Annotated in this window: 20 protein-coding genes; 12 read left to right on the forward strand and 8 right to left on the reverse strand. The window is 39.4% G+C overall.

Annotated elements, in window-relative coordinates:
- Nucleotides 1-61: 61 nt before the first annotated feature.
- On the forward strand, nt 62-826 hold the full coding sequence (locus tag QQK02_RS11535) for an FKBP-type peptidyl-prolyl cis-trans isomerase (RefSeq protein WP_284208190.1): 765 nt from the start codon (nt 62-64) through the stop codon (nt 824-826).
- 70 nt (nt 827-896) lie between these two features.
- Here the strand turns inward: QQK02_RS11535 and QQK02_RS11540 are convergent, their stop codons facing one another.
- Together QQK02_RS11540 and QQK02_RS11545 are read right to left on the reverse strand one after the other, a co-directional pair.
- Nucleotides 897-1,745 (reverse strand): S1/P1 nuclease, encoded by an 849-nt coding sequence (locus QQK02_RS11540; protein ID WP_284208191.1) that lies wholly within the window; start codon nt 1,743-1,745, stop codon nt 897-899.
- Entirely contained in the window at nt 1,742-2,122 is a 381-nt protein-coding gene (locus QQK02_RS11545; protein WP_284208192.1) for a GFA family protein, read from the reverse strand. The genes QQK02_RS11540 and QQK02_RS11545 overlap by 4 nt, the downstream gene beginning before the upstream one ends.
- A gap of 1,068 nt (nt 2,123-3,190) precedes the next feature.
- Here QQK02_RS11545 and QQK02_RS11550 point away from each other — a divergent pair.
- A complete protein-coding gene (locus tag QQK02_RS11550) occupies nt 3,191-3,544 on the forward strand; it encodes a P-loop NTPase family protein (protein ID WP_284208193.1) in 354 nt (117 codons plus the stop codon).
- 59 nt (nt 3,545-3,603) lie between these two features.
- On the opposite strand, the gene QQK02_RS16430 is transcribed toward QQK02_RS11550, so the two are convergent.
- Entirely contained in the window at nt 3,604-3,669 is a 66-nt protein-coding gene (locus QQK02_RS16430; RefSeq protein ID WP_407705042.1) for a PEP-CTERM sorting domain-containing protein, read from the reverse strand.
- A gap of 265 nt (nt 3,670-3,934) precedes the next feature.
- On the opposite strand from QQK02_RS16430, the gene hemE reads away from it, so the two are divergent.
- Nucleotides 3,935-5,002, forward strand: coding sequence for a uroporphyrinogen decarboxylase (gene hemE, locus QQK02_RS11555; RefSeq protein WP_284208194.1), 1,068 nt, complete (start codon nt 3,935-3,937; stop codon nt 5,000-5,002).
- 118 nt (nt 5,003-5,120) lie between these two features.
- On the opposite strand, the gene putA is transcribed toward hemE, so the two are convergent.
- Nucleotides 5,121-8,924 carry a bifunctional proline dehydrogenase/L-glutamate gamma-semialdehyde dehydrogenase PutA gene (putA, locus tag QQK02_RS11560; protein WP_284208195.1) on the reverse strand — a complete coding sequence of 1,268 codons (3,804 nt, stop codon included), beginning with the start codon at nt 8,922-8,924 and terminating at the stop codon, nt 5,121-5,123.
- A gap of 151 nt (nt 8,925-9,075) precedes the next feature.
- On the opposite strand from putA, the gene QQK02_RS11565 reads away from it, so the two are divergent.
- The 5 genes from QQK02_RS11565 (at nt 9,076) to QQK02_RS11585 (ending at nt 14,911) form a co-directional block, all read left to right on the forward strand.
- On the forward strand, nt 9,076-9,549 hold the full coding sequence (locus QQK02_RS11565) for a winged helix-turn-helix transcriptional regulator (protein WP_284208196.1): 474 nt from the start codon (nt 9,076-9,078) through the stop codon (nt 9,547-9,549).
- 103 nt (nt 9,550-9,652) lie between these two features.
- The gene (locus QQK02_RS11570) at nt 9,653-11,296 is read left to right on the forward strand and encodes a M28 family metallopeptidase (protein ID WP_284208197.1); all 1,644 of its coding nucleotides are present in this window, start codon (nt 9,653-9,655) and stop codon (nt 11,294-11,296) included.
- Nucleotides 11,297-11,428: 132 nt separating this feature from the next.
- A complete protein-coding gene (locus QQK02_RS11575) occupies nt 11,429-12,265 on the forward strand; it encodes an HDOD domain-containing protein (RefSeq protein WP_284208198.1) in 837 nt (278 codons plus the stop codon).
- A gap of 265 nt (nt 12,266-12,530) precedes the next feature.
- Nucleotides 12,531-13,955 (forward strand): sodium-dependent transporter, encoded by a 1,425-nt coding sequence (locus tag QQK02_RS11580; protein ID WP_284208199.1) that lies wholly within the window; start codon nt 12,531-12,533, stop codon nt 13,953-13,955.
- 71 nt (nt 13,956-14,026) lie between these two features.
- A complete protein-coding gene (locus tag QQK02_RS11585) occupies nt 14,027-14,911 on the forward strand; it encodes a class I SAM-dependent methyltransferase (protein WP_284208200.1) in 885 nt (294 codons plus the stop codon).
- Between the two features lie 14 nt (nt 14,912-14,925).
- Here the strand turns inward: QQK02_RS11585 and QQK02_RS11590 are convergent, their stop codons facing one another.
- Nucleotides 14,926-15,534, reverse strand: coding sequence for a LysE family translocator (locus QQK02_RS11590; RefSeq protein WP_284208201.1), 609 nt, complete (start codon nt 15,532-15,534; stop codon nt 14,926-14,928).
- Nucleotides 15,534-16,382 carry a DNA ligase gene (locus tag QQK02_RS11595; RefSeq protein ID WP_284208202.1) on the reverse strand — a complete coding sequence of 283 codons (849 nt, stop codon included), beginning with the start codon at nt 16,380-16,382 and terminating at the stop codon, nt 15,534-15,536. Before QQK02_RS11595 ends, QQK02_RS11590 begins: the two co-directional genes overlap by 1 nt.
- Nucleotides 16,383-16,466: 84 nt before the next feature.
- Between QQK02_RS11595 and QQK02_RS11600 the strand changes: the two genes are divergently transcribed.
- Both QQK02_RS11600 and QQK02_RS11605 read left to right on the forward strand, forming a co-directional pair.
- Nucleotides 16,467-16,982, forward strand: coding sequence for a hypothetical protein (locus QQK02_RS11600; protein WP_284208203.1), 516 nt, complete (start codon nt 16,467-16,469; stop codon nt 16,980-16,982).
- A gap of 122 nt (nt 16,983-17,104) precedes the next feature.
- Nucleotides 17,105-17,341, forward strand: coding sequence for a PGPGW domain-containing protein (locus tag QQK02_RS11605; protein WP_284208204.1), 237 nt, complete (start codon nt 17,105-17,107; stop codon nt 17,339-17,341).
- Nucleotides 17,342-17,387: 46 nt separating this feature from the next.
- Here the strand turns inward: QQK02_RS11605 and QQK02_RS11610 are convergent, their stop codons facing one another.
- Both QQK02_RS11610 and QQK02_RS11615 read right to left on the reverse strand, forming a co-directional pair.
- Nucleotides 17,388-18,095 (reverse strand): DUF3581 family protein, encoded by a 708-nt coding sequence (locus tag QQK02_RS11610; RefSeq protein ID WP_284208205.1) that lies wholly within the window; start codon nt 18,093-18,095, stop codon nt 17,388-17,390.
- Between the two features lie 98 nt (nt 18,096-18,193).
- Nucleotides 18,194-18,448, reverse strand: coding sequence for a GIY-YIG nuclease family protein (locus QQK02_RS11615; RefSeq protein WP_284208207.1), 255 nt, complete (start codon nt 18,446-18,448; stop codon nt 18,194-18,196).
- 115 nt (nt 18,449-18,563) lie between these two features.
- Between QQK02_RS11615 and QQK02_RS11620 the strand changes: the two genes are divergently transcribed.
- Both QQK02_RS11620 and QQK02_RS11625 read left to right on the forward strand, forming a co-directional pair.
- Complete coding sequence (locus tag QQK02_RS11620) at nt 18,564-19,391, forward strand: DUF2797 domain-containing protein (RefSeq protein WP_284208209.1); 828 nt, start codon at nt 18,564-18,566, stop codon at nt 19,389-19,391.
- Between the two features lie 103 nt (nt 19,392-19,494).
- Nucleotides 19,495-20,337, forward strand: coding sequence for an HDOD domain-containing protein (locus tag QQK02_RS11625; protein ID WP_284208210.1), 843 nt, complete (start codon nt 19,495-19,497; stop codon nt 20,335-20,337).
- Nucleotides 20,338-20,481 lie beyond the last annotated feature (144 nt).

A 20,481-nucleotide genomic window follows, 5' to 3' on the forward strand; every position in this document is an offset into this window, starting at 1 on the left:
AAGATATTTATCGTCATGCTTGAGGAATTTCTTCAAGAAAGCGGTTTAAACGGAGAAATCAATGAAATTTTTAAAACCTACCCTAGTTGCGGTAGCGCTTCTTTCAGTTTTGGGCTGTCAACAAGAAGTTAAAGAAGAAAAGCCAGCTAAAGCGGTATTAGAAACTGAAATTCAAAAGCAAGCATATGGTTTAGGTGCATCAATTGGTATGTACATGGAGCGTAACTTAGAAGAGCACCAACGTTTAGGTTTAGCGCTTGATAAGCAACTAATTATCGATGGTTTTATTGAAAGCATTAATGGTAATTCTCAAATTGCTAAAGAAGACATTCAAGGTCTTCTAATGTCATTAGATCAAGAGATGAAAGCAAAACAAACTGAAATGGCACAAGTAGAAGCAGATAAAAGCTTAGCTGAAGGTCAAGCCTACTTAGATGAAAATGCTAAGCGTGAAGGTGTTTCAGTAACTGATTCAGGTATTCAGTACGAAGTACTTGTGGCAGCCGAAGGCGACAAGCCAGCAGCAACTGATACCGTCGTTGTTCACTATAAAGGGACTTTCTTAAATGGCGAAACATTTGATAGTTCTTATGATCGTGGTCAGCCTGCTGTGTTCCCACTTAACCGTGTAATTGCTGGTTGGACAGAAGGTGTTCAACTTATGTCAGTAGGTTCTAAGTACAAATTTACCATCCCTTCTGATTTAGCGTACGGTCCAAATGGTAATCCACCTCGCATTCCAGGTAACTCAGTATTAGCGTTTGAAATTGAATTGTTAGAAATTCAAGCCCAAGAAGCGCCAGCTGAAGTCGGTTCAGAAAAGTAAGCGACGTAAATACTGACATTAAAAAAGCCAGTCATTGACTGGCTTTTTTATTTTTAAAAGATAAATCTCTTTAAAGCGTTTGAGACAATATGGTTGCTAATCGTTGTGCTGCTAAAATTACTTGGTGTTCTACAATCGGTAAATATTGATTTTGATAGGCTTGCGTAATCACGACGCTATTGTTGTGCGGTAGGCACTTTTCAGCTTTGTGCTGACAATAACCAAAGGATGCTTGCTGCAATAATTGATAGCTTTCGTCTGCCCATTCCCATACATCACTAGGCTGCCATTGCTCTTTAGTTTGCTCTGGCATGTTATTCATTAGCATTTTTGTGTATTGTGCCACAGTAAGCTTTTTCGACATGATTAAACACTCATCCCAATACCAATGTAAGTTTTTACAACGGGCTTTAGGTATTGATTTATCGTAGGTTACTTTTGTTCTATTGCCACCATAGTCACTGGCATAGCTAACATGTAGGGGTTGATGTAAATCTGCTACCCAATGACTTAAAAAAAGTAACGCTTGTGTTTGGTTACGACCTCCTTCAGCAAGCTTCTTTTGATGGTAAATTACGCCCTTGGCGACACATGAACCTTGGCAGTCACTGGAGGTTATTGCGTGATCATCTCTCGTGGTATTGAGGTAATGCCAAGGTTTATATTTGTCATATTTAGCCATTTTTTTGATTTTATCAGGCCAATTACAAGCTTTAGCAAAGGTTAACTGTTTATGACCCTTAACCAATAGTTGTTTTTCATGGTGTGGCAGCTGCCTAACGAGTACATCGATTTTATGCTGTTGTTCTTGATTGAGCAATTGGTCGGCCATCTGACAAATGAGCTCATGACCATATCCACCAAAAGCGAATGACTTCGTGCTCGTTAATAATATAAAAGCGATAATGATTATCTTCATACTTTACTCTTATGGGCAAGGGTATGTGCATTTTGTTCCCATTGCTGACCATCGAACTTTACAATGTTAATTTGTGATGGTTTGGTATCTAAACACCTAACATTGACGTCTACACCGTCTGGGTTGGATCGTGGAATATAGAAAGGCTTAATACCACAATGTTTACAGAATGAGTGTTTCGCAACACCCGTATTAAATGTGTAGGTTGTTAGCGCACTTTTACCTGATAACAATGTGAAGTCTTTTTTAGGGACAATTAAATGAAGAAAGCCTGCTTTACTGCATATAGAGCAGTTGCAGTCTTCAACCTCTACTTGCTCAGGTGCCACTACCTCAAAGGTAACAGCACGGCAGTGACAACTTCCTTGGTATTTCATTTTGATAACATTAAATTTATGAATTTATATGATTATTTGAAACTTAATGAGAAATTGCAATTTTAAGCAGGAAATAAAAAGGCCTTACCAAGGTAAGGCCTGAAATGCTCGCTGTGTGGTCTAGTTAATATCTAGCTTCTTTTATGTTGTTCTTTACTAGCGCAGATATTTTATAACAAAGCATTTTCATCATATCAACAAGTTTATTAGAGCATTTATACCACGACTTTTTTCGTACAAAAGACTTATTTAATGCAGGCTATACACTGCTTGCTGGTTTGTTGAATATAATTTCATTGAAAATCTGTCCTGTTGAATTAAAGTCTTTTTTTTTCAATTCCTTAGGTTTATTTCGAGGTCAACCAGATGATGTTGAAGTAGTGGCTAAGTTGAGTGTTATATAACCAAAAGCAAATTTTTATTATGCTTTTATATTATAATTGTTTAGTTCAAAAAATATACAGCGCAACTATTTTGAATTGTACTGTTCGTGTCGATAGATATAACCGACTAGATCGAAAAAGCTATTTTTAGAAAGTTTATTCAAGTAAGTAGTCTAACTTATTGCCACATTAACTCTGGCGATGAATGACGATCCACATGTTGATCCTCCTATATAAAGAGAAACGCGGCAAACGTTGAGAAAATTAACATTAAGGTTGCTCCTGACTTTATTTTTGTAACTAACCATTGATCCGATAAGGTCAGCTAGGACCCAAAAGTAGCCGGCAAAAAGAGCGTCATCCTTAATAAAACATGCCGTTGCCTCCCAGAATTCTTTGACTGCAAGATATCAGAGTAAACACAAGACTATTTACTCGATCTTTTACACAAGTTAAAAGATAAACAATCCAACGAGATATAAATGGTAGGTTATGCAAATGGGAACAACAGCGTAAATCAGCGCACAAAACACACAAAGTTTTTCTATATATCGACTAAACTTAACTTGGTTCGCTCACTTACAACTTTATCTGAGCAACTTCGTTAACCATGAACAAGACAAAAAGGTAGCTGAGTAATCATAAACATGATTGAAATTTGAAAGTTCCTTTGCCAGGAGGCGATATGGAATTTGGAACAATTGTAGAACTTAAAGCTGATGTAACACAAGGCGAGACAACTTTTCCTAAGGGTATGTTACTAGCTGTAGCGCATTACGTAAAAGACTACAAATTACAACTCAACACATTCGGCAGTGAGAAACCTATTTCTCACTTACTCGAGATAGACCCTTGCAGAACTAAAAACATATTGCGCATCGTTGGAAAGTGCGCACCTAAAATCAAACCTGTAGCGAGAAACAAAGTCAACATACACCTTCGACAGAAAAGTCGAATAACAAAACAAAAAGAGCTAAGCACCGCTTATTGCCCAAATACAGCATTTGAGATTCAGGAGTACCTCAAAAGTAAACAATAAGAAGTTCGAGCCCGACAGTGCACCGGGCACTACTAGCGCTAATTAGTGCGTTTTCGTCACTACACTCGTTCGACTATAGTCAACAAAAACATGCCCAATGTTGAAGGCTCAGGCACATCGACCACGTTATCTCACACTAATGCATAGAACGATTAGCTTGACGTCGATCTTGCTCTCACTCGAAGAAGACGTCGATTCGACGAAAATCTCCTGTCCGCTCTAGAGCCTGCATTCCTTAGTCTATATACTTTTATTTTCAATCGAACTTTACAGGTTAACCAGGTACTTTTTTTGAAAATAAATTCAATTAATTAAACGGCTTTTGACCTGTCTCATAGCACTATCTTTTTGACAGTGATAGAATGCGCCCAGAAAAAATTGGAGAGCTTAATGACTGAATTAAAGAACGATACGTATTTACGCGCTTTATTGCGTCAACCTGTTGATTACACGCCTGTATGGATGATGCGTCAAGCAGGTCGTTATTTACCTGAGTATAAAGAAACTCGTGCTCAAGCCGGCGATTTCATGTCGCTTTGTCGCAACACAGAGTTGGCGACTGAAGTGACTATTCAGCCATTAAGACGTTTCGATTTAGACGCTGCGATTTTATTTAGTGATATTTTAACCATTCCAGATGCGATGGGATTAGGACTTTACTTTGAAACAGGTGAAGGCCCTAAGTTTGAACGTCCAATTACTTGTAAAGCAGACGTTGAAAAAATTGGTTTACCTGATCCTGAAGGTGAATTGAAATATGTTATGGACGCAGTGCGTTCAATTCGCAAAGAATTAAACGGTAAAGTGCCATTAATTGGTTTCTCAGGAAGCCCTTGGACACTAGCTACCTATATGATTGAAGGTGGTAGTTCAAAAGCCTTTACCAAAATTAAGAAAATGATGTTCGCTGAGCCGCAAACATTACACTTATTATTGGATAAATTAGCTGACTCAGTCATTGAATACTTAAATGCGCAAATTGCTGCAGGTGCGCAATCTGTCATGGTATTTGATACGTGGGGTGGCGTATTATCACCGCGTGACTATAAAGACTTCTCATTGCAATACATGGCAAAAATTGTAGACGGTTTAACGCGTGAGAATGAGGGACGTAAAGTACCGGTAACCTTATTCACTAAAAATGGTGGTATGTGGCTAGAATCAATTGCGGCAACAGGTTGTGACGGCGTTGGTTTAGATTGGACTATCGATATTGAAAATGCGGCAGCACGTGTAGGCGATAAAGTTGCGTTACAAGGTAATATGGATCCATCCATGTTATATGCTCCTAAAGAGCGTATTGAACAAGAGGTTGCAAAAATCTTATCGGGTTACGGTGATAAAGGCACGGGTCATGTTTTCAACCTAGGGCACGGTATTCACCCTGATGTGAACCCTGAACATGCAGGTCATTTTATTGAAGCAGTCCACCGTTTAAGCAAGCCGTATCATAAGTAAATAGCTATATGGCTGACAGAAAGACAAAAAAGGCAACGTAAAATACGTTGCCTTTTTTATTACTTATCGCTTGGTTGAAATAGTAGCTAGCGGTGAGGCTAGCTACTAACACTGTTAGCTAAGCGACGTTTGATTCCATTGTCATCAATGAAGCATTACCACCAGCGGCTGTTGTATCAATGGTCACTGTTTTTTCAGTTACTAGACGATGAACGAGTCCTTCGTAGGTGTACGCAGTTATTAATGGCAAGATTGCGCCTGAACGTGATGCAATGGCTTCACCGGCAAAAGGTTTAAGCTGTGAGCCATTATCAACAATTGCACCAGCTAATTCTGGCGCCGTTAATACATTTGCCACCTGGTTTAATTCAACCATATTAAATGCACCTTGAATAAGGCCAATTTGTTTAAGTAGCTTAGCAATTGCTTGTGTTTCTTTGGTAAATAACGGATCGACAATCGCAACTACACAGTTACCTGTGGCTAATGCGCTCACTAATGATGTTAACCAAAAGGCAAATGGTGTCTCTTTGCATCGTAAGCAAGCTAAGGTACCGCGAGCTTCAAGGTGTAAGGTATTTGACTCACCTGTAGGCCCTGGCAATTGTGTCGGTTTAGCTAAGGTCTTTTCAACAAAAGCAAGTTGCTGATGACAGGCGTTAAGTGCTGCTTCTATGTCTTGCTCTTGCGCTAAAATTACTTTATTTGACGCAAGTTGAGCTAATAGTTGACGCAATATTGACGTACGATTATTTAATGAACTAAATTGCCAAGCCAGCTCGGCATGCTTGGCTTGATTAACCATTGCCCAAGTTTTACCTGCACTGGTTTGGTCAACATGGAAAAGTTCACGCAGCTGGGCTGTGTCTTCATCGCTAATATTCACGTCAATCGATGGTAAGTTATCTTTTACTAGGCGAGTTAAATACATCGGACCACCGGCTTTAGGACCTGTGCCAGATAAACCTCGACCACCAAATGGTTGAACACCTACCACAGCGCCAATCATATTGCGATTAACATAAACGTTCCCTGCACGAGAACGAGCGGCTAAGTATTGGCTTTTACCTTCAATACGCGTATGAATACCCATAGTTAAACCAAAGCCTGTACCATTGATTTGGTCAATGACGCTCTCAAGCTCGTTTGCTTTGTAACGAATCACATGAACACATGGGCCAAAGACTTCTTTTTCTAATACCGATAAATTATCGATTTCGTATAAACGCGGCACAAAGAAATTATGATCAATATCGTCATCGAGCTTTGGACCTTCACAGGCATAATGTAACGTGCCGCGAGATTTTAGGTACTCAACGTGCTCGTTAAGTGCCCCTAACGCTTTCTTATCAATGACAGGGCCAACATCAGTAGAGAAGTATGCAGGATCACCTACTGTTAACTCAGCCATTGCACCTTTAATCATTTCGATGATTTTATCGGCAACGTCATCTTGTAAGAATAAAACGCGAAGTGCTGAACAACGTTGACCTGCACTTTGGAAGCCAGATGCTACAACGTCATCGACAACTTGTTCAGGTAATGCCGTTGAGTCAACAACCATACAGTTTTGACCACCTGTTTCAGCAATTAGTGGTACTGGGTCGCCATGACGCTCAGCAAGTTTACGAGAAATCCATGAACCTGTTTCCGTTGAACCGGTAAACATAACCGCTTGAATACGCTCATCAGGAACAATGTTTTCACCAACCACACGTCCGCGTGCAATGACTGGCTCAACAACACCTTCTGGTAAACCAATCTGTTTCATGAGTTCGATGGTACGCAGGGCAACTAAGCTTGTTTGTTCAGCCGGTTTCGCAACAACGGTATTACCAACAACGATGGCTGCGGCTACTTGACCTAAGAAGATTGCTAATGGGAAGTTCCATGGGCTAATACACAATACAACACCGCGAGATGTGAATTTATCTTCTATCAGTAATTCTTGTGCTTTCGCTGCGTAGTAACGACAAAAATCAACCGCTTCGCGCACTTCAGCAACACCATCAACCGGTGTTTTACCTGCTTCTTTGGTACATAGTGCGATGAGTTCATCCATATGTTCTTCAAGAATATCAGCTGTTTTTCTCAATAGTTCGGCGCGTTGTTCAACAGACGTTTGAGACCAGTTGGCAAAGGCAGTATGAGCACGCTCAACAATGGCTTTCATTTCTACTTCACCGGCATGTTGAATGTAACCAATAACTTCACCGTTATTTGCTGGATTTGTTACTGGCTCTGCACCATCAACGATTGGCGTCGCTATTAATGCAGCTGCCGTGACTTGCATGTTGTCACGCATTTTTGTCACAGCATCAATATCCGTTAAATCGATACCTTTTGAATTGTTGCGCTCAGCACCATAAAGCTCGATAGCTTGAGGGATTTGTGGGTTGTATTTGTTCTGCCAGCCTTTAACGGTATCTACAGGATCTACGAGTAACGACTCTACCGGTATTGTTTCATCAACGATATTGTTTACGAAAGAGCTGTTAGCACCATTTTCTAATAAACGACGGACTAAGTAAGCTAAAAGATCTGAGTGCTCACCGACAGGCGCGTATACTCGACAAGGTACATTTTTACCAGTAACCACTTGATCAAATAATGATTCACCCATGCCATGTAAACGTTGGAATTCGAAACCTGATAAATCACCAGCCATTTCTATAATCGTAGCCACGGTATAAGCATTGTGAGTCGCAAATTGCGGATAAATGGTATCGCGGTAGTTCAGCAGCTTTTTCGCACAAGCTTGGTATGATACGTCGGTAGATGGCTTACGAGAAAACACAGGGAAATCGTTGTAACCTTCTACTTGGCTGTCTTTGATCTCGCTATCCCAGTATGCACCTTTCACAAGGCGAACCATCATTTGACGTCCAGCTTTTTGAGTGAGTTCACGGACCCACTCAATCACATATAAGCCACGTTTTTGGTAAGCTTGCACAGCAATACCAAAACCATCCCAACCATCTAGATCAGTATCTGTAAATACCGCTTCAATAATATCTAACGAGATGTCTAAGCGGTTTGCTTCTTCAGCATCAACCGTAAAGCCAATATCATAAGCTTTAGCTGCTAATGCTAATTGTTTTAGGCGAGGAATTAATTCGCTAATCACACGTTCACGATGTGAAAATTCATATTTAGGGTGAATCGCTGAAAGCTTAATTGAAATGCCTGGACTTTTTTGCGGGCCTTTTCTATTGGCAGCTCGACCAATTGCGTCAATCGCTGTCATGTAGCTTTCAAAGTAGCGATCGGCATCTTTCATCGTGCGAGCGCCTTCACCTAACATGTCGTAAGAGTAGGTGTAACCTTTAGCTTCTGTTTCTTGAGCTCTATCTATAGCGCCATCAATTGTGTGGCCCATGACAAATTGCGTACCCATGATTTTCATGGCATAGCGAACAGCTTGTCGAATGACCGGTTCACCTAAGCGACCAACGGTACGTTTAAGGAGGTTAAACTGTTCTTTCTTTTTATCATCAGAATAGTTTACAAGCTTACCGGTAAATAATAAGCCCCAAGAAGATGCATTGACGAATAATGAGTCACTATTACCAATGTGTGAGCTCCAGTCGCCATTGGCTAGTTTATCGCGAATTAAACTGTCAGCGGTTGATTTATCAGGTACACGTAATAAGGCTTCTGCTAAGCACATTAATACGACACCTTCTTCAGTTGATAGTGAAAACTCGTTAAGCAGTGCATCAACACCACCTTTACCCACTTGGTCAAGGCGGATGTTTTCTACTAAGATACGAGCGAAATCCCAAGCTCTTGATTTTGCATCAACTGATATTTCAGCGATGGGTAATAAATTAGCAAGTACTTTATTTTCGTCAGCGCGATAGTGATCACGAATAGTTTGACGAATTGGGCTTGTCGCCGTTAATGAACCTTCAAATAACATATGCTTACCTGTAGATTAGTGCAATAAAGCGTAAAAAATAATTACCGAATTTTAATCAATTAGCCTCAGAATGTGCTGGTTAAATTCGGCGTTATCCAGTATTTTATATCTTCTTTACCTATTAATTCAGCATAAAATACTGAGATGAACGATGGATAAACAACGCACCCTTGATCGTATTGATCTAACTATTTTAGACACTTTGCAAAAAGATGGCCGAATTTCTAATGTAGATTTGGCAAAAAAAGTGAATTTAAGTGCTAGCCCCTGCCTAGATAGAGTGAAGCGTTTAGAGCAAGAAGGCTATATTGAGCGCTATGGTGCTTTTTTAACGGCGGCGAAACTACACTATGGCATGTCGGCATTCATTCAAATTACGCTAGAGCGCACGACCAGTGATGTTTTTAGTACCTTTCGTGATGAACTCGTCAAAATAAAAGAAGTAGCAGAGTGTCATATGGTAGCAGGTGGCTTTGATTATTTAGTTAAATTACGCTTTAAAGATATGGCGGGATATCGAGACATTTTAGGGGGTATTGTTGACTTACCTGGTGTATCTCAAACTCATACCTATATAGTGATGGAACAAATTAAGAAAGATCAGGGCATCCCTCTTATTGAATAACGAGTAAAACTTAAGCTTATCGACGGTTCAATTGTGCATAAAACTGGCGTTTTTAAACACACAAAGATATAGTGCTCATGATTACATAAGGATTGATTATAAGATGTACAAAACAACAATGTTTGCTGTAGGCCTTACAGCAATTTTCGCTTTAACCGCTTGCACAGAAAAATTAACTCAGACAAAGCAAGTTGAAGTTAATCAAGAAAATATCAAAGCACATATTGAATTTTTAGCTGACGATACTCTTCAAGGACGAAATACCGGAAGTGAAGGTTATCAAATTGCCGCTAATTATGTGAAATCTCACTTTAAACAAATGGGTTTAAAGCCACGCGGTGAATATGACGGGTTTGAACAACAAGTTACGTTCCGCAAAGCATTCTTAGAAGCTGATTCAGCTAAAATGATCGTTGAAAACAGTGGTCAACAAACTGAAATTACTATGCCTGAACAGTTTTTCACCTCAGGTTCTGCACTGCATAATGATTCAAGCGTAACCGCTGAAACAGTGTTTGTCGGTTATGGTGTTGTTTCTGAAGAATTTGGCTATAACGACTACGACGGTTTAGATGTTGAAGGCAAAATCGTTGTTGCATTAACAGGTCGTCCAGCTGATTTACCTTCTGAAGAAGGTGCGCATATCGGCTCTGGAGGCGAAAAAGTCCGTCATGCAGCAAGTCGTGGTGCTGTTGGTTATATTACATTGCATACGCCTAAACGTGACAAGGTTCGTCCTTTCTCGGTATCAGCAAAATATGCAAATGGTCCACGTTATAGCTGGTTAGATAATAACGGTAAACCATATGGTAAATATGAAAAAATCAAAGGTGGTGGATATTTACACTTTGATCATGCCAGTGCGTTATTTGAAGGTGCTCCATTAACAGCTGAGCAAGTATTTGATGCTGATTCAAATGATGAAAAAATTGCGGGCTTCCCATTAAATGGCACTGTCACCTTGGCAGCGAAAAGTCGCCACGAAGAAATTACCAGCCCTAACATTATTGCGGTATTAGAAGGCAGTGACCCAGTTTTAAAAGATGAATTTGTTGTTTTTAGTGCCCATTTAGATCATATCGGTGTGTCGACCCATGGTGACCATGAAGACAAAATTAACAATGGTGCATTAGATAATGCTTCTGGAGTAAGTATCTTATTAGAAACTGCACGTATGTTGTCTTTACAAGAAGAGCAACCTAAGCGTTCTGTACTTTTTGTTGTGGTTACGGGTGAAGAAAAAGGTCTATTAGGCTCAAGCTATTTTGCACAAAACCCTACGGTTCCAGTCATGAAAATGGTGGCGAACGTGAATTTAGATATGCCACTTATTTTATATCCGTTTGCCGACGTGATTGCTTTTGGTTCAACGCATTCTACGTTGGGCCCAATCGTTGAGCGTGCAGCAGCAAAAATTGATATTAGTTTGAGTGAAGACCCGATGCCAGAGCAGGCGTTATTCACACGCAGTGATCATTATAGCTTTGTAAAAGCGGGCATTCCGTCAGTATTTTTAATGACAGGTTTCAAGTCTAAAGATGAAAATGTTGATGGTGGCGCGGTATTTAAAGACTTCTTGAAGAATCACTACCACCAGCATAGCGACCAAACAGATTTACCCATTCGTTATGACGTAGCGGCAGAGTTTGCAAAGGTAAACATGATGATTGGTTTAGAAATAGCTAACCAAGCAGAAAAACCAAAATGGAACGATGGTGACTTTTTTGGTAAAACTTTCGCACAGTAGTTTTATCTATTGTGAGTAACAAGCGTTTAGTGAAAGCTAAGCGCTTTTTTATCACTAAATTATCATTAAATGACCTTTGAATCATAAAGTTATCAAGATACACTGAAACAAAGTATGCCAGAGAATATAATAATGAATGCGCAACAGTATGCCGAACAAGCTAATGGATCATTTGCCTTACCAGATGCTTGTTTTAAAGTGAAAGCCCTTATGGAAGATGAAACGTCGGTGATAGAAGATTTCGCTAATGTGATTAGTGTTGATCCGTCAATGACATCACGTCTATTAAAAATAGCCAACAGCGCTATTTATAGCTTTAGCGGTGAAATCAGTACCATATCAAGAGCTATCACGATTATTGGTACACAGGCGATCTATAACATGATGTTAGTTGATGTCGCTGCAAGTGCATTTAAACATTTTGAAAATCAGGTCATCGATTTAAAACGATTTTGGCGAAGCTCTGTTTATTGTGCCTTGGTATCCAAAAATCTTGCTGTGAAAGCAGGCATTAGAGATATAGAGCGTTTGTTCGTTGCCGGTTTGTTGCAAAACTTTGGTGAGTTAATTGTTGCTAAAGAAACGCCTGACATCGCTAAACAATGTGAACAGTATACGGCTGAACAATTACCGTGGTCGATTCAACAACAAGCCTTGGGGTTTACTTATACAGATATCACGGCTGAGTTGTTGTCTATGTGGCAAATTCCAGAGAAAATTATCTTACCGGTTAGGCATTTTAACCAAGCTCAAGACATTCAAATTAATAAAGACGTAAAGGTGCTTTATTTAGCGTCGAGACTTGCCTTAGTTGATAGCCATCCAGAGTTGTACCCATATGACGATACGGTTGATGAAAAAATGTGTCAGGCATTAGGTGTTACTAACGACGATCTTAACCAAGCTGCAGAGTATGCCGCGAATGAAGCGCAAGAAATTTTGAACATAATGAATGCTAAGTTCTTCTAATTGATGGCTTTTTAGCCAGTTGAAGTGGTAGCAAGTAAAATTGTTACCACTTTTTTATGACAATAATATTTCCTTAAGAAATAAAAAACGCTTTAATTTCAATAAGCTTCGTAAGCGTATTGTTTCAATTGCACCGAATTCTATACAGTTTGCCTACAAACTATACAGCTCGGGGGCAGACACAACATTAAATCCTTGCTAGCATCATTGACCACAAAAAATAATAATCAAAATATTCTAATAATTCTTACAACGAAGGAAATCTATGAGCGCAAACAGAGAACATTTTAGCTCGCGCATTGGCTTTATTTTAGCTGCCGCGGGTTCTGCTGTAGGTATTGGTAATCTGGTTGGCTTTCCCGTCAATGCAGCCAAAAATGGTGGTGGTGCATTTCTACTTATCTATGCAATTTTCGTCTTTTTAATTTGTTTACCTGTCATGATGGCCGAAATGGCTATGGGGCGTAAGTCACAAAAAGAACCTGTTGGCGCATTTAAATCATTAGGTGGTGAAGGTGGCTTATGGACCTTTGCTGGCCTATTAGGCGTTATTACACCGTTTATGATTGGTGTGTTCTATATGGTAATCACCGTTTGGCTATTTGGTTACTTGGTGATGCTCATTGGCGGCAACCTTGATTACTTAGCTGACCCAGCTTCATTTGGTGCCTTTATTAATAGTGGTTGGGTTTTTGGCGCATTAGCGGTTGTTGCAACTATTGTTAATTTTATCCTATTAGCGGGCGTAAAAGACGGTATTGAAAAGGCAGCGAAAGTCTTAATGCCATCGTTATTCATTATGCTTGTTGCCTTAGTGGTTTTTGTTTTATTCCAAGATAATGCAATGGCAGGCGTTGAGTTCTTTATTATTCCTGAGTTCGACAAGATTACCCCTACTGTTGTCAACGGGGCATTGTCTCAGGCATTCTTCTCACTATCGTTAGGTATGGGTATTTTAATTACCTATGGCTCGTATATTGATAAGCGCACAGATATTGTTGGTTCAGCAAAGTTAGTTGCAATCACTGATACCGCCGTTGCATTTACGGCAGGTTTGATGATTTTACCGGCTGTTTTCTCATTTAACCCAGAGGTAAACCCTGCCGAGTTAAGTGACAGTTCTGTCTCTTTAATTTTTACTTTTTTACCTAAAATATTCTTAGCATTACAGGTGTCAATTGGTTATGCGGGCGCAAGTATTGTTGCTGGGATCTTCTTCTTGTTGGTATTTTTCGCGGCGATCACCTCATTGGTATCGATTATCGAAGTGCCGGTATCCTATTTAGTAACAGAGAAGCGCTATTCACGTAAGAAGTCGTTAAAAGTATTGCTTGCGACTGCTGGTGTATTAACGTTATTTGCAACCGTATCTTTTGGTATGGTGGCTTTCTTCACTGAGTTTACCAATTATGCGAATGGTCCTAAGTCATTCTTTGACGTGATTTATGATATTTTCTACGACACAATTTTACCGCTAAACGGTTTGTTGGTGTGTTTATTCGTAAGCTACCGTTGGAAGAAAAATAAGTTGAGTGAAGAGCTTGCCCAAGGCAGTGAAAACTACATTGGCTCATTAAGTGAAAAGTATATAAACTTCGCACTAAGTACGTTTATTCCCGTTATTTTATTGGGTATTTTCCTAAATACCGTAGCGACAAAATTTTTCGGCACAAGCTTATTTGGCTTCTAAACCCGGATAAAACTGTTTTCAAAGCCGTGCAATTGATATGATTGCGCGGCTTTTTTATTGGGGTAATTTTAATGATTGAATTTATTCAATGGCATGATTTAAGCCAAACACAGCGTCTTTTTCATGGCCGAGGGCATGCCTACACAGGTTTTGAACATATAAGTGTTGATTGGTTTTCTCCTGTCGTACTCATTACCTTATATAAAGAAGTTGATAACCAATGGCTTGCTGAATTAGCTCAGTGGTTGAATGAAAATATTGATGGTTGTCAGTCGGTTCAAGTGCAATATCGATGTCGTTCAATGGCACCCCAAGAAATACTGATTGGTGAAGATATACAGCAAACGGTGGTAGAGGAGCAGGGCAGAAAGTATCACATTCGTTTTGGTCGCTCGCAAAACCATGGTCTTTTTCTTGATATGTTAAATGGTCGTAATTGGCTGCAAGCAAATGCTGAAAATAAAAAAGTCCTTAATTTATTTTCCTATACCTGTGCGTTTTCTGTTGCCGCACTCGCTGGTGGCGCTAGTGAAGTAGTCAATGTTGATTTAAGTAAAGCGTCGCTATCGGTGGGCAGAGAGAACCATAAATTAAATCAACAAGACCTTTCTAAAGTAAAGTTTCAAGGCATTGATATATTTAAATCATTTGGTCGATTGAAGAAGCTAGGGCCTTTTGATGTGCTAGTTTGCGATCCGCCTTCCTTCCAAAAAGGTAGCGTTAATATTCAGCGAGACTATGGCAAAATTTTACGCCGTTTACCTGATTTTATGGCAAGTGGTTCAGAATTATTACTGTGTTTAAACTCACCAGATCTCGATGAAAATTTCTTGAAGCAACAAGTAGAAGAATATTGTCCTCGTTGCCAGTTTAAAGAACAACTCTCAAACCCTGAAGTTTTTAAAGAAGTACATCAGGGTAAAGGTTTGAAGGTGCTTCGCTACCAGTTTATTTAGTGCCAAAACAGCTGTTATTGCAAAACAACGCGCGTTGCTAAGCTTATCAGGACAACCCCCGTCACCTTATCGACAATATGGCTATTGTTTCTTAGTTTTTCGATAATGTTGCCGCGAGTTAATGCAAAGGTCACTAAGCAGTACCATATGCCATCGATCAGGCCTACGGTCGACACCATAATCATTTTCTGTTCTATGCTCGCGCTTGCATCAATGAACTGACTAAATAATGCAATGAAGAAGATGGCCAGTTTCGGGTTTAAAAAAGCGATTAGGAAACCATCGCGCCAACCATTAACGTTAATCTCGACAGCTTGGTTATCATCATTAGTTGAAGGCTTTTTAGCTAACAGTGCTTTAACACCTAAATAGACTAAAAACGCCGCACCACCATATTGTAAAAATTGAAATAACACAGGTGAGTTAACAATCAAAACCCCTAAACCAGCAATACAGGCACCTGCATAGATCGCTACGCCTAGTCCGTGACTGATCGCGGTAGCGTAACCTTGTTTAGCACCACCATGAATGGTGTTTTTTATTACCAAGGCGAGGCTAGGTCCTGGTGACAACGCACCCAAAACACAGATCAGTACGAGGGATAACCACAAATGAAATTCCATTAGTTTCCTTGATTGATTTCTTTAATAAAGCTGGCAAATCTTGGCACACCTTTAGCCGTTTTGCCAAGGTATTTATATTCAATTTTGCTGCCGACAACAGGTGGATTTCGACGTTGCTCGTCTGTAAAGCCAGTACCTATTTTAAAGCGAATACCAGTCTTTGTTTCAACGGTAAGTGATCCTAGCATGCCTGTATACTTTCCTTTGCCTTCAACATGATCTACAACAGTTGCGGTATCGAAATAGCTTGGTTTTAATTTGAGTAAATGATTGACCCGTTTAGCTTGATAAAGCGCGTCTTGGTGATGAAGCATTAAGCCTTCACCTTGTTGAGCGATAACTTGGTCAAGAAGATGATTTAATTGGGTAATATTGAGAAGTTTTAGTTGCTGTACACATTGTATTGTTGTTTGACGAAGCGTTTGGCAAAGGGAGTTCATGACGACAACGCGCTCGTGAAAAGGGCCTTGGTGTTTGGGTAAATCAAAAATATGGAAGTTAATAGATTGCCAACATGCTTGGGCTTTATTACGACGAACACAGCCACTAATGTGATCGAAGTGGTTTCGCTTACTCCATAACTCACCATCGAGGGCCGTGTTTGGCCAATTTTTCGTAAAGCTTTCAGGCACGTTGATGATGTTACCTTGCCGAGTGTATAGGTGCAGACCATCCCAATACCCTCGAACGCCATCGAGTTTTTCACTGATGTAGTATTGATTGATGTCGATGTGTTGATCGGTTAATGCTTTACCGTGTTGCAGTGGCATCGTGTTTGACTGAGCCCTACTAGCAGCAAAAATGACAAACGCAAATAGTAGCCAATAAGAAATACTTTTCGTCTTCATTTGAACAATCCCTGTTCTTAAACTAAAAACTAAGTATAGACATAAACATCATAAATGATTGATTGTAATTTCAAGGATGAAATCATGACAACATTACCTATTAAGTTCCTTTTGGTAAGTGTATTTCTTGCATTATTTACTTCGAATTCGCAGGCAGCGCCAGATTGCTCTGCAGAGAAAAAATCACATCAAAGCATTCAGAATAAACTGCGCAAAGGTGGTAAGCCCTCAGCTATGAGCAGATTACAAGAGCGGGAGCGAAAAGCATGGCTAGCTTGGTGGCAATGTCAAAAGGGTAAGACCAAGAAAAAAGCTAAAAACAAGGCAAAAAAGACGCAAAGGTTGTCGGGTAAAACTCAAGCGCAGATGAATCAAAATCAACGCAAAAAAATCAATGCTAAGTCACCAACTTATGCTGAGAATAAACCACTGGTTATCAAAGGGGCTTTTTCTGGTGCGAAGCAACAAGCGTGGTTAAATGCTTATGATAAGCCGAAAAAATGTATTCGGCCTAAAGTCATGAGTGTTTTTGCATACTGTGTTGAGCATGCTAAAAAAGCGCAAGAGATTTTTGACCAACAATATAATCAAAAACACTAAATTTCGGTGTCAAAACATACCTTTATTTGAACGGTTATTCTTAATGTTATGATAATAATGGTTATTTTTGTTGGTGTGGCAATTGCTTCTTATAGTTAAATTGAACAACAGACAGTAACAATATGAAGGATAAAACCAGAAAGTTAGTCATTTCGTTAGTTGGTGGCTTTTTAACTATCATCGGCACGCTTTTTATTTTGGTACCGGGGCCGGCGTTTTTGTTTTTGCCATTAGGGTTGGCGGTACTTAGCTTAGAATATCCATTAGCTAAAAAGTGGTTACGAAAAACTCAACGAATGATGCGTGTTTCAGCTGAAAAACTTGATCGCCTCATTTATCGTCTAAGAAAGCGCTCATAAAAAAAGCAGACAAATATGTCTGCTTTTTCTTTTATTGTTGCAATGCTTACTGTTGGTAATTACGTTTAATTTCTTTGTAGTCATCCACAATTGATTGCATGGTGTCGTTACAATATGGACGTAGGCCACTTAACATCATGTACTTTTTGCCATGCCCAATGACCTTACCATTACTGGTTAAATCAAAAGCTAAACAAGCTGAACCGCGCTTTCCATCGATAGTTAACGTATTTTGATCCGTAACAAGCTCAATATTATCCCCTTCGAAGCTATCAAGTTCTAGCGTCATACGCTCATACATCACCATCGGTCTTGTCGGATTGATCATCACCTGATGCTCAGACATAAGCTGTACTAAAATATGAGGGAATGTATGACCTGAAAACTCGACGTAAGCTTTGGTTAATTGATCAATAAAGTCATCGTTAGTTGTTCTTTCTCCACTAACCGCAACGTTTAAATATTCTTTTTCTTTATCATCGGTTACACAAGCTTTGTTTTCTATGTGAATAGGGAAGTTTAAAGGGATGTTATCAGTGACCATGCCACTAAACGTGAATTCCATTTTTTGGTACAACCCAGCTTTCGCTAGTGTAATAGCAAACAGTAAATCACCCGGTACACAAAACCTTTTTGCATCGACATTGTGAATCGGGTTGAAGTCATCAGCGATTTGCTTAGCAAAGCTACTTGCTTGCTCTCTTGAAAAAATAACTTGGTTATTATCTTGCGTATAAAACGAGGTAATCAACATTGAACTCTATAAAACTGCTTAATCTGGCGGCGATTTTAGCAGTAATAATGTTGAACACGAAAGGAAAACACAGCCGACCAGTTTTTAGCCATCTAACACTATTGAGATTGAACAAGCAGTTCCTTAGCTTTTTTGCTGAGGTGCTTAATTTGATATTCGCGTTTTGCCGCTGACGATTTATCTAGGCATTGCTCGCTGTAAACTAGCGTTACAGGACGTCTAGTACGAGTATACTTTGCCCCTTTTTTATTATCATTGTTATGCTCGGCAACCCGGCGTTTTAAATCAGTGGTAATGCCGCCATAAAGGGAGTTATCTGCGCAACGAACAAAATATACATACCAAGAATTCATCAAAATTTTCACTTTAATTATTGCTTTACAACCGCTTATTATGATCGCGAGGCTAGCTTAACCTTATAATTTTGCTTAAAATAGCACACAAATAACATTCTACGAAGTGTCCGTTATGATAGGTCCTGGTCCTATTTCAAAAATGAAATCATCACACGATGAACAAGGTAATGTCAGTTATCAGTTACCAATAGGTGATGAATTGCTGTCATTAAATGAGGTTATTGGCAAAGAGCTCAAGCTAACTTTTCATAATAAAATCACCTGTAAGCATTGTGATAAAAAGATACGTAAGAGCTATTCTCAAGGCTATTGTTTTCCTTGTATGCAGAAACTAGCGCAATGCGACATGTGTATTATGAAGCCTGAAACGTGCCATTATGATCAAGGTACCTGTCGTGAGCCAGAGTGGGGTGAGCAACACTGTATGATCAAGCACTATGTGTATTTGTCTAATACTTCAGGCGTTAAAGTAGGAATTACAAGGCATACACAAATTCCAACTCGTTGGGTCGATCAAGGGGCGACACAAGCATTACCACTATTTGCTGTGAGTACACGTTTACAATCAGGTTTGGTCGAAATTGAATTAGCAAAACATATTGCTGACAAAACCAATTGGCGAGCCATGTTAAAAGGCCAGGGCGATGCAGTTGATCTCAAAGATAAAGCACAAGAATTATTGCCTTTAATTGCTGATACCGTTGCCAAATTAAAAGAACGTTTTGGTGACGATGCCATTGAAATTCTAGATGAAGAGGTTGTTAACTTAGCGTTTCCTGTGACAGAGTACCTAACAAAGATTAGCTCATTTAATTTTGACAAAACACCTGAAGTGTCTGGTGTTTTAAAAGGCATTAAAGGTCAATATTTGATTTTTGAAACTGGCGTTATCAACATGCGTAAATTTAGTTCTTATCACGTAAGTGCAGAAGTCAATTGAAGACTGATTGATAATAGCTATACTTAATTTGTCGATGAATTTTCTCAATATTTTTTCATCATCGGTTTATAATGAAAGACATTAACTTTTAGGGGTATGTTTAATGGATGCAAAGGCATATGCGGAGCAGGCTAGTGAAATCTTTGTATTGTCGGATTCGTTCATCAGAATTAAAGATCTGATTGATGATGAAACATCAACGATTGACGACATTGCAGATGTTATTATACTCGACCCTGCTTTGTCGGCCACTGTATTGAAGCTTGCTAACAGTTCATTTTTCAATTACCCCGGAAAAATAGACACCATATCGAAAGCGGTTTTAGTACTAGGTATTACTGAAGTTTATAATTTGGTTATCGCTCACTTCACTGCAAAAGCATTTGAATCAATTGATGCTGATGCTGAGTACCTGACTCAATTTTGGGAAAAGAGCGTTGATTGCGCACTGATTATCAAACAACTCGCTTTACAGTTAAATGTTCCACGTGGTGAACGACTGTTTATTTTAGGTCTTCTTCATAACCTCGGTGAGCTTGTCGTAAAACAACTGTCGCCAGAAAAAATAGCTGACATATATGAAGGTTTAGAAATCTATCCGTGGTTGCGCGAGCAAGAGACATTAGGTTTTACGTTTGGCGAATGTACCTCTCATCTTCTTCAATGTTGGCAATTACCGATTAGTATAGTCGAGCCGATTAAGAAGCAGGATGAGCTTTCAGACAATTACACGATTAATGATGTCAACTTACTTTATCTTGCTAAACGGATGATGGCTAAAAACACCTATTTTCCAAAACTGTTGTACCAAGAGATTGTTAGCGAAGAGCTCTATGAAGCGATGGGGCTCGATAAACAAGCCTTTGATGATGCTTTGAAAGTGTGTGATCTAGAACGTTTTGATGTACTAGCCATTTTAAATCCGGGCGCAGCGATGATTTATTAATCGTATATTGATTTTAAGAAAGACAGCAGAAGCTGTCTTTTTTTGTGCCTAAAGTTTGTGCAAAGCATTTTATTTAGTGCACCAATATTGTGCGTTTTATTCGGGTGGTGAAAGTGTTTCTGTGTTAAGTTGTTGTATTTATTT

Origin of the sequence: Thalassotalea eurytherma, assembly GCF_030161415.1 — a bacterium.
Lineage (GTDB): Bacteria > Pseudomonadota > Gammaproteobacteria > Enterobacterales > Alteromonadaceae > Thalassotalea_G > Thalassotalea_G eurytherma.

What these genes read in the sequence shown, in the direction of transcription:
- QQK02_RS11535 (WP_284208190.1), top strand. Translation starts at nt 62, where the DNA reads ATGAAATTTTTAAAACCTACCCTAGTTGCGGTAGCGCTTCTTTCAGTT.
- QQK02_RS11540 (WP_284208191.1), bottom strand. Translation starts at nt 1,745, where the DNA reads ATGAAGATAATCATTATCGCTTTTATATTATTAACGAGCACGAAGTCA.
- QQK02_RS11545 (WP_284208192.1), bottom strand. Translation starts at nt 2,122, where the DNA reads ATGAAATACCAAGGAAGTTGTCACTGCCGTGCTGTTACCTTTGAGGTA.
- QQK02_RS11550 (WP_284208193.1), top strand. Translation starts at nt 3,191, where the DNA reads ATGGAATTTGGAACAATTGTAGAACTTAAAGCTGATGTAACACAAGGC.
- hemE (WP_284208194.1), top strand. Translation starts at nt 3,935, where the DNA reads ATGACTGAATTAAAGAACGATACGTATTTACGCGCTTTATTGCGTCAA.
- putA (WP_284208195.1), bottom strand. Translation starts at nt 8,924, where the DNA reads ATGTTATTTGAAGGTTCATTAACGGCGACAAGCCCAATTCGTCAAACT.
- QQK02_RS11565 (WP_284208196.1), top strand. Translation starts at nt 9,076, where the DNA reads ATGGATAAACAACGCACCCTTGATCGTATTGATCTAACTATTTTAGAC.
- QQK02_RS11570 (WP_284208197.1), top strand. Translation starts at nt 9,653, where the DNA reads ATGTACAAAACAACAATGTTTGCTGTAGGCCTTACAGCAATTTTCGCT.
- QQK02_RS11575 (WP_284208198.1), top strand. Translation starts at nt 11,429, where the DNA reads ATGAATGCGCAACAGTATGCCGAACAAGCTAATGGATCATTTGCCTTA.
- QQK02_RS11580 (WP_284208199.1), top strand. Translation starts at nt 12,531, where the DNA reads ATGAGCGCAAACAGAGAACATTTTAGCTCGCGCATTGGCTTTATTTTA.
- QQK02_RS11585 (WP_284208200.1), top strand. Translation starts at nt 14,027, where the DNA reads ATGATTGAATTTATTCAATGGCATGATTTAAGCCAAACACAGCGTCTT.
- QQK02_RS11590 (WP_284208201.1), bottom strand. Translation starts at nt 15,534, where the DNA reads ATGGAATTTCATTTGTGGTTATCCCTCGTACTGATCTGTGTTTTGGGT.
- QQK02_RS11595 (WP_284208202.1), bottom strand. Translation starts at nt 16,382, where the DNA reads ATGAAGACGAAAAGTATTTCTTATTGGCTACTATTTGCGTTTGTCATT.
- QQK02_RS11600 (WP_284208203.1), top strand. Translation starts at nt 16,467, where the DNA reads ATGACAACATTACCTATTAAGTTCCTTTTGGTAAGTGTATTTCTTGCA.
- QQK02_RS11605 (WP_284208204.1), top strand. Translation starts at nt 17,105, where the DNA reads ATGAAGGATAAAACCAGAAAGTTAGTCATTTCGTTAGTTGGTGGCTTT.
- QQK02_RS11610 (WP_284208205.1), bottom strand. Translation starts at nt 18,095, where the DNA reads ATGTTGATTACCTCGTTTTATACGCAAGATAATAACCAAGTTATTTTT.
- QQK02_RS11615 (WP_284208207.1), bottom strand. Translation starts at nt 18,448, where the DNA reads ATGAATTCTTGGTATGTATATTTTGTTCGTTGCGCAGATAACTCCCTT.
- QQK02_RS11620 (WP_284208209.1), top strand. Translation starts at nt 18,564, where the DNA reads ATGATAGGTCCTGGTCCTATTTCAAAAATGAAATCATCACACGATGAA.
- QQK02_RS11625 (WP_284208210.1), top strand. Translation starts at nt 19,495, where the DNA reads ATGGATGCAAAGGCATATGCGGAGCAGGCTAGTGAAATCTTTGTATTG.